This window comes from Mesorhizobium sp. P3_A8, assembly GCF_056402995.1.
Map to the genome: position 1 here is coordinate 128,157 of NZ_JBFUGI010000005.1, position 12,608 is coordinate 140,764.

At 63.9% G+C, this 12,608-nt stretch carries 10 protein-coding genes; 8 read left to right on the forward strand and 2 right to left on the reverse strand.

All coding sequences use genetic code 11. From position 1 onward, the window contains the following. Positions 1-312 precede the first annotated feature (312 nt). Positions 313-3,138 carry a type VI secretion system ATPase TssH gene (gene tssH, locus AC1DX4_RS13685; RefSeq protein WP_477220799.1) on the forward strand — a complete coding sequence of 942 codons (2,826 nt, stop codon included), beginning with the start codon at positions 313-315 and terminating at the stop codon, positions 3,136-3,138. A gap of 56 nt (positions 3,139-3,194) precedes the next feature. Here tssH and AC1DX4_RS13690 read toward each other — a convergent pair whose 3' ends face one another. Both AC1DX4_RS13690 and AC1DX4_RS13695 read right to left on the reverse strand, forming a co-directional pair. Beyond that, positions 3,195-3,980: a GntR family transcriptional regulator gene (locus AC1DX4_RS13690; protein ID WP_477221090.1), complete on the reverse strand. Its 786-nt coding sequence runs from the start codon at positions 3,978-3,980 to the stop codon at positions 3,195-3,197. Position 3,981: 1 nt separating this feature from the next. Next, positions 3,982-5,019 carry a Gfo/Idh/MocA family protein gene (locus tag AC1DX4_RS13695; RefSeq protein ID WP_477220800.1) on the reverse strand — a complete coding sequence of 346 codons (1,038 nt, stop codon included), beginning with the start codon at positions 5,017-5,019 and terminating at the stop codon, positions 3,982-3,984. A 178-nt stretch (positions 5,020-5,197) separates the two neighbouring features. Between AC1DX4_RS13695 and AC1DX4_RS13700 the strand changes: the two genes are divergently transcribed. The 7 genes from AC1DX4_RS13700 (at position 5,198) to AC1DX4_RS13730 (ending at position 12,608) form a co-directional block, all read left to right on the forward strand. Beyond that, positions 5,198-6,466 carry an ABC transporter substrate-binding protein gene (locus tag AC1DX4_RS13700; RefSeq protein ID WP_477220801.1) on the forward strand — a complete coding sequence of 423 codons (1,269 nt, stop codon included), beginning with the start codon at positions 5,198-5,200 and terminating at the stop codon, positions 6,464-6,466. A 98-nt stretch (positions 6,467-6,564) separates the two neighbouring features. Continuing rightward, positions 6,565-7,452, forward strand: a complete 888-nt coding sequence (locus tag AC1DX4_RS13705; protein ID WP_477220802.1) for a carbohydrate ABC transporter permease — start codon at positions 6,565-6,567, stop codon at positions 7,450-7,452. 8 nt (positions 7,453-7,460) lie between these two features. After that, the gene (locus AC1DX4_RS13710; RefSeq protein WP_477220803.1) at positions 7,461-8,336 is read left to right on the forward strand and encodes a carbohydrate ABC transporter permease; all 876 of its coding nucleotides are present in this window, start codon (positions 7,461-7,463) and stop codon (positions 8,334-8,336) included. Between the two features lie 61 nt (positions 8,337-8,397). Beyond that, complete coding sequence (locus AC1DX4_RS13715) at positions 8,398-9,441, forward strand: SIS domain-containing protein (protein ID WP_477220804.1); 1,044 nt, start codon at positions 8,398-8,400, stop codon at positions 9,439-9,441. Continuing rightward, positions 9,441-10,370 (forward strand): ROK family protein, encoded by a 930-nt coding sequence (locus AC1DX4_RS13720; protein ID WP_477220805.1) that lies wholly within the window; start codon positions 9,441-9,443, stop codon positions 10,368-10,370. Before AC1DX4_RS13715 ends, AC1DX4_RS13720 begins: the two co-directional genes overlap by 1 nt. A 4-nt stretch (positions 10,371-10,374) precedes the next feature. Further along, positions 10,375-11,466, forward strand: coding sequence for an ABC transporter ATP-binding protein (locus AC1DX4_RS13725; protein ID WP_477220806.1), 1,092 nt, complete (start codon positions 10,375-10,377; stop codon positions 11,464-11,466). A 143-nt stretch (positions 11,467-11,609) separates the two neighbouring features. Further along, positions 11,610-12,608, forward strand: a complete 999-nt coding sequence (locus AC1DX4_RS13730) for an ABC transporter ATP-binding protein (RefSeq protein WP_477220807.1) — start codon at positions 11,610-11,612, stop codon at positions 12,606-12,608.

Below are 12,608 nucleotides of genomic sequence, written 5' to 3' on the forward strand. Positions count from 1 at the left end.
GACCGACCTCAAACCGTAAGTGACGCGACGTTATCACACGGTTGTACTTTACCACAATTCAAGGACGGCTCAAAAATTAACAGAGACTAAACGCAACTGCCGCCAGAGTGCGGGAATCCTTGGTGTGGTTGCCGAAGCTGGAGGTGAACCGCATTGCGGAGCGGCGCCCAAGTCAGTGGCTGTTTGCAGCCGGTGGTGCGGGACTTTCCACAAATGGAAACGAGCCGGCTAAACCGGGCGTCGCGACATCGCTTTGTCAAGTGACGGCTTATGTGGCAGTTTATCGGCTGGCAGATCGCAGGAGCACGTTCGATGGAACAGCGCCGGTCATCGCAGACTTTCAAGCGCAAGGAACTGGTCGGCAAGCTCAATCCTGTCGGTGTCCGCGCCTTCAAGGCAGCTGCCGATACCGCCAAACTGCGCGGTAATCCCTATGTCGAACTCGTCCATTTCATCGAGCAACTGGTGCTTTCCGACCGCTCGGACGTGCAAATGATCATCGCCGATGCGGGTGTTGACGCGAGCCGGATCACGGCCGATATGACCCGCGCCGTCGACAAGCTGCCTTATGGCGCCACATCGATCGAGGAATTCTCCGACCATATCTTTCACGCCATCCAGGAAGCCTGGAACCTGGCCACGCTGGAGTTCGGCGTCGAAGAAGTCCGCAGCGCCCATATTCTGCTCGCCTGCCTGAAGACGCCGGTGCTGGAAGGCCTGCTGTCGAAGATCAGCGGCGAGTTCGACAAGATCGACGCCGACGCGGTCATCGCACGGTTCGGCGATGTCGTGGAGGGTTCGCTCGAAGCCGGCGCCTCGGCCACGGTCTCCGCCCCGGAGGCGCCGAAGCGGGCTCCAGGCGGGGATTCGGCGCTGGCCAAATACGCCACCGACCTGACCCAGCGCGCCCGCGACGGCAAGATCGATCCGGTCGTCGGCCGCGATCCGGAGATCCGGCAGATCGTCGATATCCTGATGCGGCGCCGGCAGAACAACCCGATCCTGACCGGCGAGGCCGGGGTCGGCAAGACCGCAGTCGTCGAGGGCTTTGCCTTGCGTATCGCCGCGGAAGACGTGCCGCCGACACTGCAAGGCGTCAGCGTGCGCATGCTCGACGTCGGATTGATGCAGGCGGGCGCCAGCGTGAAGGGCGAATTCGAAAAGCGGCTGAAGGCCGTCATCGACGAGGTTCAATCGTCCGAAACGCCGGTCATCCTGTTCATCGACGAAGCCCATACCTTGATCGGCGCCGGCGGTGCTGCCGGAACCGGCGACGCCGCCAATCTCCTGAAGCCGGCGCTGGCGCGGGGCGAACTGCGCACCATCGCGGCAACGACCTGGGCCGAATACAAGCAGCACATCGAGAAGGATCCGGCGCTGACCCGCCGTTTCCAGGTGGTCAAGATCGACGAGCCGTCGGAGGCGGTGGCCGTTCTGATGTTGCGCGGCGTGGCCGGCGTCCTGGAGCAGCACCACAAGGTGCAGATACTCGACGAGGCGATCGAGGCGGCGGTCGGCCTGTCGCATCGCTACATCCCGGCACGGCAACTGCCTGATAAGGCGGTGAGCCTTCTCGACACCGCCTGCGCCCGTGTCGCCATATCGCAGCACGCCACGCCGGCGGAGGTCGAGGACATCATGCGCCGCCGCCAGGCGCTGGAGGTCGAGCGCGGCATCATCGGCCGCGAGGCCGCGATCGGCATCGAGGTGACCGACCGCCAGGCGCGGGTTGACGCCGGGCTCGCCGAAACCGAGACCACGCTGGCCGCCGCCGAGGGGCGCTGGGAGCGCGAAAAGGCGCTGGTTGCCGAGATACTCGAATTGCGCGCGCGGCTGCGCGGCGAGGGCGTGCCGCTCGATGCGGCGACGTCCAAAGAGGCCGATAGCGAAACGGCAGTGGCGGACGCAGAAAAGACCAAGGTACCCAAGGCCGAGCCGCCCAAAGCTGAAACGACGAAGACTGAAACGGCGACGGCTGAAACCACGAAGACCAAGGCGGCCAAAGCCAAGGCCGAGGTGCCGGCGGTTGCCGATCCTGCGCCGTCAGATCCGGCCGCCGATCTCGCACGGTTGCGCGAACTGATGGCCGAACTGGCCGAGGCGCAGGGCGAAACACCGCTGATCCTTCCATCCGTCGACCGCAATGCGGTGGCCGCCGTGGTCCAGGACTGGACCGGTATTCCGACCGGGCGGATGCTGTCCAGCCAGACCGAAAAGGCGCTCAAGCTCGCCACCACGCTTTCGGAACGGGTCGTCGGCCAGGACCACGCCATGGAGATGATCGCCAAACGCGTGCAGACCAGCCGCGCCGGGCTTGGCGCGCCGGAAAAGCCGGTCGGCGTGTTCCTGCTCTGCGGCCCCTCGGGCGTCGGCAAGACCGAAACCGCGTTGGCACTGGCCGAAACGCTCTATGGTGGCGAGCAGAACCTGATCTCCATCAACATGTCCGAATTCCAGGAGGCGCACACCGTCTCGACGCTCAAAGGCGCGCCGCCCGGCTATGTCGGCTACGGCAAGGGCGGCATCCTGACCGAGGCGGTGCGCAGAAAACCCTATTCGGTGATCCTGCTCGACGAGGTCGAGAAGGCGCATCCCGACGTGCACGAAATCTTCTTCCAGGTCTTCGACAAGGGCATGATGGATGACAGCGAGGGCCGCCGGATCGATTTCAAGAACACGCTGATCCTGCTCACCTCGAATGTCGGCTCCGAGGTCATCATGGACCGCACCAAGAATGGCACGCTGCGGGCCGGGCTCGACGATCTCGATACCGCCTTGCGCAGCCCATTGCTGAAGGTCTTCCCGGCCGCCTTCCTTGGCCGGGTGGTGACCATTCCGTACTATCCGCTCTCGGATTCGATGATCGAGGCGATCACCCGGCACCAGTTCGCCAAGATCGCGCGCCGGCTGCGGGCAACCAACGATGCGGAACTGGTGATCGGCGACGGTGTCATGGATCTGGTCAAGGCCCGCTGCACCGAGATCGAATCCGGCGGGCGGATGATCGATGCCATCCTGACCAACACGCTCCTGCCGGAACTGAGCCGCGGCGTGCTCAACCGCTCGCTCGCGGGCGAGAAGATGACAAAAGTCACCGTCGGCGCCTCCAAGGAAGGGTTCACCTATTCCTTCGAGTAGGTTCTGATCGTGGCAGGCCTCTTCGCCCTCGGCTCCTGCTTTCCGGCGGATTCTCGCTAGTCGCGATCCACCCGTGGCGGCGCAATGCGAGGGGCGGCGGTCTTGCCGGTGCGGGAGAAGGACGTGCGCAGGCGATAGCGGTCGCCGGCGTAGCGGATCGTCGAGGACAGCAGCGGTCGCCCGGCGGTATCGACGATGAGCTGGCGCATGACCAGGGTGGATTTGCCGACATCGATGTCGAGATGACGGGCCAGTACAGGATCGGCGTCATGCGCTTCGATCGTGGTTTCGGCGCGCGCCAGGTCGACGCCGGCATCGATCAGCAGGCCGAACAGCGACGCGTTGCGAAAGTCGATGCGGCCGAGATTGGGAACAAGCGCTGCCGCAAAGAAAGAGGTGTCGACGGCGACCGGAACGCTGTCGAGGCGGCGGATCCTCTCCAGATGAAACAGCGCAGCACCGGGCGCGATCGAAAGCTCCTCGGCCTCATCCAGCGAGGCCGGCGCCTGTTCGGCGCGCAACACGTCGGAGGAAGGCGTCAGGCCGAGGCGCCTGGCGGTCTCGCTGAACGATTCCAGCGTGTTGGGAAACTCCTTCGGCACCTTGGCCGAGACATACCAGCCGCGCCCGTGCGAGGGCGTCAGCACACCCTCCTCGACAAGGCTCTGCAGGGCACGGCGCAAGGTCACCCTTGAGATCGACATGCGTGTGAACAGGTCGCGCTCGGCCGGCAGCCGCGCGCCCGAGGCAAGCTTGCCGCTGGCGATCTCCTGCAGGATCGCATCGGCGGCTTGCCGCCAGAGTGGCTCCGGTCCGTCCGACTGCAGTGGCGAGCCCTCCATCTCAGTCACCCCTGATCTTTTCCCATACCCCCGTTCGCATCGAACGGTAGCAGGCGTCAATTATGTGGTTGACAATGACGCCATCCTCGAACGTTTCCAGCGGTGTCGTCCCCGCCGCGAAGTGTTCCACAAAATGCCGCATTTGTTGCGAAAAACCGTAGGCGCGGGTTTCCTCGGGCACCGGATAGACCCAGCCGGTCTCGGCATCCGCTTTCTCGACGAGATAGCCGACCGGTTTCTCGATAAAACCCCAGACCGGACCGACCGACGTGTCGGTGACGATGCGGCCGGCCGAGCCGACCAGTTCGTGACGCAGCTGCATGCCGCCTTTCTCGATCCATGACGATTCGATCGTCGCCAGCTGGCCGCCGGCGAATTTCAGCAGCGCGATCGCCGTGTCTTCCCCGGTTGTCTTGTCGCCGTGCACCAGCGTCGCGCCCCACGCCATCACTTCGGTGATGAGATTGTCCTTGCCGAAGAAGTGACGCGCGCTTTCGACGGTGTGGCAGCCCATGTCGAGCAGGGCGCCGCCGCCGGCGAGTTCTGCATTCCAGAAATGCGGCGCATGCGGTCCCGAATGCGCCTCACGCGCCCGCATGGTCAGGAGATTGCCGATGCCGCCGGCCTGTATCATCTGGTGGGCCTTGGTGATGTTGGGGGAAAACACCGCGCATTCGGCATAGCCGTGCCAGATGCCGGCGCGCTGGACAATGTCGAGGATCTCCTGCGCTTCCTTGCCGGTGCGCGCCAGCGGCTTGGTGCAGATGACGGCCTTGCCATGCTCCGCTGCAATCCTGACGGCTTCGAGATGGATTTCGTTGGGCAGCGCGATGACCACCAGCTTGACCGCCGGGTCGGCACAAAGCGCGTCGATATCCTTGTGGGCAGTGACCTTGGGACCCCACTTCTTCGCGAAGGCCGTGGCGCGCTCGAAACTGCGCGACGAGCAGGCGACGAGCTCGGCGTTGCGCACGTCGAGCAGCGAGTCCGCATAGGTCTCGGCGATGAAGCCCGAGCCCAGAATTCCAACGCCAATCATCCAAATCCTCCCAGATTTTTTGCCCATCGGCCTGGTGCTGCCCAGCCGGGCAGCGAGCTTCGACAAGAAAAGACAACACAATACCACTTGTCACAAGATGTATCAGTAGGTATGGTCCGAGGCAACAGTGCAAAATCGTGAATCCACACGAGGCACCATCTTGAGGGAGAGCAGGACAATGCGTTCCATAAATGTATCGATCCCGCTGGCGGCGACGCTCGGCGTGATATTTTCAGGCGGTGTCGGCGCCGCTTTTGCCGACCCGGTCACCATCACCTTGAACAGCTGGCGCACCGAGGACATCGCGGTGTGGCAGGACACCATCCTGCCGGCCTTCGAGGCCAAGCATCCCGACATCAAGGTCGAGTTCGCGCCGATCAACACCAATGAATACAACGCCGCCATCCAATCGCAGATCGAAGGCGGCGCCGGCGGCGACCTGATCACCTGCCGGCCCTTCGATGTGAACCGCGAATGGATCAAGCGCGGCTATTTCGAATCGCTGGAAGGCCTGCCGGGCCTGGCGAATTTCGACAAGACCTCGCGGGCTGCATGGTCGGGCGCTGACGACAAGGCCTACTGTCTGCCGGTCGCCGCCGTGCTTGCCGGCTTCTACTACAACGCCGACATCTTCAAGGAACTGGGCCTCAAGGTGCCGACCACCAGCGCCGAGTTCATCGATGTGCTCACGGCGATCAAGAAGGACGGCCGCTACACGCCGCTCGCCTATGGCGCGGCCGAATCCTGGCAGCTCGCCTATAACGGCCTCTATTCGATCGGCCCCGCCTACTGGAAAGGCGAGGAGGGCCGGCTCGGCCTGATCGACGGCAAGAAGAAGCTGACCGATCCGGAATTCGTCGATGCCATCGCCGCCTTCGCGGCCTGGAAGCCGTTCCTGCCCGCCGGGCAGGAGAGCCTGAACTATGCCGACATGACGCAGCTGTTCACGCTCGGCAAGGCGGCGATCCTTCCCGACGGTTCGTGGGACATCAACCAGGCGACCTCGACCGGCCTCAATGTCGGTGTCTTCGGGCCGCCGGTGCCGAAGGCCGGCGATAAGCGCTATCTGCAGGAAATGCCTGACATGGGCATCGGCATCAACGCCAAGAGCACGCACAAGGAAGCGGCAAAAACCTTCCTCGACTGGGTTGCCGGACCAGAATTCCAGGAACTCTACGTCAACGCCGCCCCCGGCTTCTTTGCCATGAGCTCGAAGCCGGTGACCTACAAGAACAAGCTGGCGCAGGACTTTGCTGACCTGAAGAAGGGCGCGGAGCTGACGCCACGTTTGGCGCTGGATCGTCTGAGTGCCGGCACGCCGCCGCTTGATGACGAGACCTGGCGCCTGCTGCAGGTGATGTTCACCAAGTCCGACGTCACACCGCAGCAGGTCGCGACCGAACTCCAGGCCGGGCTCGCCTCCTGGTACGGACCGCAGAAGAAGTAATCCGGCACTGCTTCGCGCATGCCTTGCCACGAGGCGGGGCATGCGCAAGCCTGACGGCACGCCGGCAACTTCTGCCGGCGTGAAGATGAGGTTTTGCTTTGATATCTCCCGCTGCCGCTTACAGAAACCTGCTGCTGTTCGTGCTGCCGGCGCTGGCCGTCTATCTGGTCTTTGCCGTGCTGCCGCTGGCGACCTCCATCGTCATGAGCTTCTTCCAGACCAACGGCGCCTCGGGAGACATTTTCGTCGGTCTCGCCAATTACGAGCGGCTGTTCACCCACCCGACGATCAGCGCCCGCTTCTGGAACGCACTGCTCAACAACATGCAGTATTTCGCCATCCATCTCATTGTCGAAGTGCCGATGGGCCTGCTGCTGGCGGGGCTGCTCACGTCAGGCAGACTGGCGCGCTCGGAAGGCATTTATCGTACGCTGCTGTTCATTCCGGCGACGCTGTCGGTGGTCATCGTCGGTTTCGTCTGGCGGCTGATCATCAACCCGCTCTGGGGCCTTGTCGGCTTTCCGCTGCTCGGCACGGAATCGACGGCACTCACCACCATCTCGCTGATGTCGGTCTGGCAGTATTTCGGCATCCCCATGGTCTTCCTCTACAGCGCCCTGCTGGCGGTGCCCAACGAGCTGGTCGAAGCCGCCAATATCGACGGCGCCGGCGGCTGGACGACCTTCTGGAAGATCAAGTTCCCGTTGATCGCGCCGCAATTCGGGCTGATCGCCATCCTTACCTACATCTGGACGTTCAACGGATTCGACCTGGTGTTCGCGCTCAACGGCTCGGCGCCCGGGCCGAACTACAGCACCGATATCCTCGGCACCTATTTCTACCGCACCTTCTTCGGCTCGAGCGGCCAACTTGCCGATCTCGATCTGGGCAGCGCGGTCGCGACGGTGATCTTCCTCACTGTGTTGCTGGTCACCGCGGCCTATTTCTGGCTGATCCAGCGCCGCCTGAAATCCTATGCGGTCTAGGAGCTGAGATGAGCGCCCCAGACCTCACAATACCAGCCGCCCGCCGCCGCCAGGACCGCGAACCCTGGACGGCCGAGCGCATCATCGTGCACGCGCTGCTGATCGTTTTTGTGCTGCTTGCCATCGGGCCGGTGCTGATCGTCATCATCAATTCGCTGAAGACGACGCCGGCGATCTTCGGCGGACCGTTCGACCTGCCGACGGCCAAGACCTTCAGTCTCGAAGGCTACAAGCGCGTCTTCACGCGCGGCAATTTCATCGTCAACTACCGCAACAGCCTGATCGTCACCGTGACGACCATCGTGCTGACGGTGGTGCTGTCGACACTCGCCGCCTTTGCTCTGGTCGAATACCGCGTGCGGCTGGCGTCGCTGCTTGGCGGCCTGTTCGTGCTCGGCATCATGCTGCCGATAAGGCTCGGCACCATCCCGCTCATCCAGATGATGCTCGCCTGGAGGCTGATGGACACGCTGGCAGCACTCATCCTCGTCTACACCGCCATGAGCATCCCGATCGCGGTGACGTTGATGGTCACTTATTTCCGCACCGTGCCGACCGATCTCAAGGAAGCGGCGCGCATGGATGGCGCCAGCGAGTTGCGCACCTTCTGGATCGTGCTGCCGCTGGTCAGGCCGGGCCTTGCCGCGGTCGCAGCCCTCACCATGCTGCCGGTGTGGAACGACCTGTGGTTCCCGCTGATCCTGGCGCCAAGCCGGCAGAACCAGACGGTGACGCTCGGCGTGCAGCAATTCGTCGGCCAGTTCATGAACGACTATCCGGCCCTGCTTGCCGCACTCACGCTTGGCGCCGTGCCGCTCGTCCTGCTGTTCACCCTGTTCTCGCGGCAATTCATCAGCGGCCTGAGCAAGGGCTACAGCAAATAGCCGGACGACCGGCAGACAGATTTTAACAAGACCGACAATTTCGAACTGATGGAACACTGAGATGCAGATAGGCACTTACATCCGCCGCCAGCCCGCGACCCTCACCGGTCTCCCCGCCGCCATCGGCGCGGAGCTCGACGGTTTTGCGAGCCTGCGCCAGACGCCGGAGCGGATCGTGCTTCTCGGAACCGGCTCTTCGATGAATGCGTTGCTGGCCGGCGCCGAGGCGCTGGAGGAGGGCACTGGTGCCTCGGTGATAGCCAAGGAACCGGAGGCTTTTCTGCGTCTGCCGCCCAGAGCGTCGAACCAGCGCACGCTGGTGCTGGCTGCCTCGCAGTCCGGCATGAGCATCACCACGATCGAGGCGGTGCGCCTGTCGGTGCAACTCGGTTTCCCGACGCTTGTCATCACCGGTGAGGCCGGAAGCCTGATCACCGAGACCGGCGCCGAAATCATCATCATGCCGATCGGTCCCGAGACGGTCGGCCCTAAGACCATGGGGTATACCGCCACCGTCATCTCGGTGCTGGCGGTCGCCGCCAAGCTCGCCGACAAGACGATCAATCTGTCGGGTCTGGTCGCGCAACTGGAGCGGACGGCGGAAACCGGTCTGGCCGCTGCGAAGGACCTGATCACCCGCTTCGACGTCCCCGACTACATTCTGGTTGCCGGACAGGCGACGCATCTCGGCACCGCGCTCGAGGCGTCGCTGAAGATCGCCGAGATCAGCGGCGTGCCGACATCAGCCTTCGACACCGAAGAGGCCCTGCACGGCCATGTCTACGGCACGACCGACAAGAGCCTGGTGATCGCGATCGCGCAGACCGAGACCGAGGCGAAGGTCGCCGCCAATCTTGGCGAGGCGCTGGCCGAGCTCGGGCCGCGCACAGTTGTTCTCAACCTCTCCGGCCACCCGACCCGCTTCGACCTCGATGTCAGCTGGCCGACAGCGCCGGAGCAGCAATGGCTCGCCGGCTGCTGGGCGCCGATGCCGCTGCAATGGTATGGCTGCGAACTGGCGATCGCGCGCGGCATCGATCCCGACAAGATGATCTACCCCAACCTCGGACGGCGGCTCAACGTGCGCATCCGCAAGGAGGCCTGATGGTAACCGCTGTTGGAATCGACATTGGCGGCAGCCTGGTCAAGCTCGGTGTTGTCGACAGTTCGGGCAAGGTGCTGGCGCGCGGTGCCGTGCCGGTGCATCGCGACATCGAATTTTCGGATTTCGTCCATCTGGTCACCAACGCCACCGATGAGTTGAGGCGGGCGTTTCCCGACATCGCCGCGATCGGCATCGGCGTGCCCGGCACGCCCAACCCCGAGACCGGCATGCTCAATGGCCGCTGCCCGGCGATCCCGGCGCTGCTCAAGGGATCGCTGTCAAAACTGTTCGCCATCCGCTTCGGCGTGCCGGCCGTTGTCCGCAACGATGCCGTCAGCGCCACCCATGGCGAAATGCGCCATGGCGCCGGGCGCCCGTACTCGCGCTTTGCGCTGCTGACGCTCGGCACCGGCATTGGCGGGTCCATGGTCATCGACCGCAAGGTGATCGACGGTCCGGACGGGCTGCCGCCGCAATTTGGCTGCATCTCGCTCGACCCGGCCCGCACCGACATTGCCGATCCGGTGCCGGGCATGGTCGAGAACCTGGCCAGTGCGCGTGCGCTGGTCAACCGCTATCGCCAACTCAAGCCGGACACGGATGCCAAAGACGCCGAGACCGTCGTGGATTTGGCCAAGGGAGGCGATCCGATTGCGCTGCAGGTCGTCGACGAGGTGGCGCGTTGGCTCGGCCAGATGATCGGCATCATGTCGAACATGCTCAACATCGAGGCGGCAATCATCGGCGGTGGGCTGTCGCTGGCCGGTCCCTTCTTCATCGACCGCATTGCCAGGAATGTCAGGGATTTCGTGCTGCTCAAACCTGGCCGCCCGCCGGTGATCGTGGCGGCCGAGCATGGCAACGATGCCGGTGTGATCGGCACCGCGGCACTGGCGCTCGACATGTTCGCGCCCGCGGCAAAGGAATAGCGCCATGGCCGATGTCGAACTGCGCAAGATTTCCAAGAGTTTTCAGAACCTGAAGGTCGTGCACGACATCGATCTCGAAATCGCCGAAGGCGAATTCGTCGTCCTTGTCGGCCCCTCCGGCTGCGGCAAGTCGACGACGCTGCGCATGGTGGCCGGACTGGACCGCCCGAGCGGCGGCGAGATCCATATTGGCGGCAGGCTGGTCAACGACGTCCAGGCCAGGGACCGCGACATCGCCATGGTTTTCCAGAGCTATGCGCTCTACCCGCAGATGACGGTGGCGCAGAACATGGCCTTCGGCCTGCGCATCCGCAAGGTGCCGGACGCCGAGGTAACGCAACGCATCGCCCGTGTCGCCGACATACTCGACCTCAGCGAATTGCTGCAGCGCAAGCCGCACCAACTGTCCGGCGGCCAGCGCCAGCGCGTCGCCATGGGCCGCGCCATGGTGCGCCAGCCGAAAGTGTTCCTGTTCGACGAGCCGCTTTCCAACCTCGACGCCAAGCTGAGGGTGAAGATGCGCGCCGAGATCAAGAAGCTGCACCAGATGGTCGCAACCACCACGGTCTACGTCACCCACGACCAGGTCGAGGCGATGACACTGGCCGACCGCGTCGTGGTGATGAACAAGGGCCGGATCGAACAGATCGGCCCGCCCAACGACCTCTACCATGAGCCGGCCAGCCGTTTCGTCGCCGGTTTCATCGGCAGCCCGGGCATGAATTTCTTCAAGTGCTGGCTGGAAGCGCGCGGCGACCGCTTGGCGGTCGTGCTTGGCGATGGCACCGCACTCACTGTGCCTGCTTCCCGCACCGCGCGCTATGCTGGCCATGTCGGGCGCGAGCTCGAATTCGGCCTGCGTCCCGAGCACATCACCGAGCAGCGCGAGCGGCCCGATACCGTCGACATCAAAGTGCCGGTCGAGGTGGTCGAGCCGATGGGCATGGAGACGCTGCTGCATGTGTTGGTCGCCGGTGCCGAGGCAACCGCGCGCATCGATCCGGCCGCGACACCGAGGCCCGGCGAGATGGCGACGCTGTCACTCGGCATGGGCCACATGCACCTGCTCGACCTGGAAACCGGCAAGGTTCTTTGAACGCCACACATTCGCGTGTCGAAATGCGAAAACAATATATTATTTGTTGACAAATATAATTTTGGAGCGAATTTTTAGGTGCGGCGCCAGACGGCCGTGATGGCCTTCTGGCCATCTCCCTGCAGTCCAGGAATGTGCCGGTCATGATCGACATCCACAGCGTGTCAAAGTCCTTCGTGACCCGGGATGCCGATCCGGTGCATGCGCTGAAGGAAGTCAGCCTCGAAATCTACGACAATGAGTTCTTCACGCTGCTCGGCCCGTCGGGCTGTGGCAAGACAACCCTGCTGCGCCTGATTGCCGGCTTCGAGGCACCGAGCTCGGGCGCCATCCGCATCGCCGGCAAGGATGTCGCCGCCCTGCCGCCGCAGAAGCGGCCGGTCAACACGGTGTTCCAGAGCTACGCGCTGTTCCCGCATATGAGCGTCGCCGAAAATGTCGCGTTCGGGCTGGAAATGCAGAACGCGCCGAAAGCGCTGATCGACGAGCGCGTCCGGGAAGCGTTGGAAATGGTGCGGCTCGAAGGCTTTGCCACGCGGCGCCCCGCACAATTGTCGGGCGGCCAGCAGCAGCGTGTCGCGGTGGCGCGCGCGCTTGCGCCCAAGCCGAGCGTGCTTTTGCTCGACGAGCCGCTGTCGGCGCTCGACCTCAAACTGCGCAAGGGCATGCAGAGCGAATTGAAGCGGCTGCAGCGCGAGACCGGCATCACCTTCGTGCTGGTCACTCACGACCAGGAGGAGGCGCTGGCCATGTCCGACCGGATCGCGGTGATGCGCAGCGGCGACGTGCTGCAGGTCGGCACGCCAAGGGACATCTACGACAATCCGCAGGACCGCTTCGTCGCCGACTTCATCGGCGAGTCCAACCTTTTGCCTGGTGCAGCCCTTGGCCGGGATCCGGCGAAAACCATCGTCGTGCGCCCCGAACACATCGTGGTGTCGCCGGTATCGGATGGCACCAAGGGCCACGCCACGGGCGCGGTCTCCGCCATCACCTTCCTCGGCTCCGACACGCTCTATGAAGTCGTGCTGGAGGAGGGGGCAAAACTGCATTCGCGTTCGCGCGGCGGTGCGTCGTTCGCGACCGGCGACAAGGTCGTCGTCGACTGGGCCCGTGCCGTCGAACGCGAGTTGGCGAACTGA

Bases quoted from the DNA above. Each gene is read 5' to 3' on its own strand.
- AC1DX4_RS13700 (WP_477220801.1), top strand. From the start codon at position 5,198: ATGCGTTCCATAAATGTATCGATCCCGCTGGCGGCGACGCTCGGCGTG.
- tssH (WP_477220799.1), top strand. From the start codon at position 313: ATGGAACAGCGCCGGTCATCGCAGACTTTCAAGCGCAAGGAACTGGTC.
- AC1DX4_RS13690 (WP_477221090.1), bottom strand. From the start codon at position 3,980: ATGGAGGGCTCGCCACTGCAGTCGGACGGACCGGAGCCACTCTGGCGG.
- AC1DX4_RS13710 (WP_477220803.1), top strand. From the start codon at position 7,461: ATGAGCGCCCCAGACCTCACAATACCAGCCGCCCGCCGCCGCCAGGAC.
- AC1DX4_RS13730 (WP_477220807.1), top strand. From the start codon at position 11,610: ATGATCGACATCCACAGCGTGTCAAAGTCCTTCGTGACCCGGGATGCC.
- AC1DX4_RS13720 (WP_477220805.1), top strand. From the start codon at position 9,441: ATGGTAACCGCTGTTGGAATCGACATTGGCGGCAGCCTGGTCAAGCTC.
- AC1DX4_RS13695 (WP_477220800.1), bottom strand. From the start codon at position 5,019: ATGATTGGCGTTGGAATTCTGGGCTCGGGCTTCATCGCCGAGACCTAT.
- AC1DX4_RS13715 (WP_477220804.1), top strand. From the start codon at position 8,398: ATGCAGATAGGCACTTACATCCGCCGCCAGCCCGCGACCCTCACCGGT.
- AC1DX4_RS13725 (WP_477220806.1), top strand. From the start codon at position 10,375: ATGGCCGATGTCGAACTGCGCAAGATTTCCAAGAGTTTTCAGAACCTG.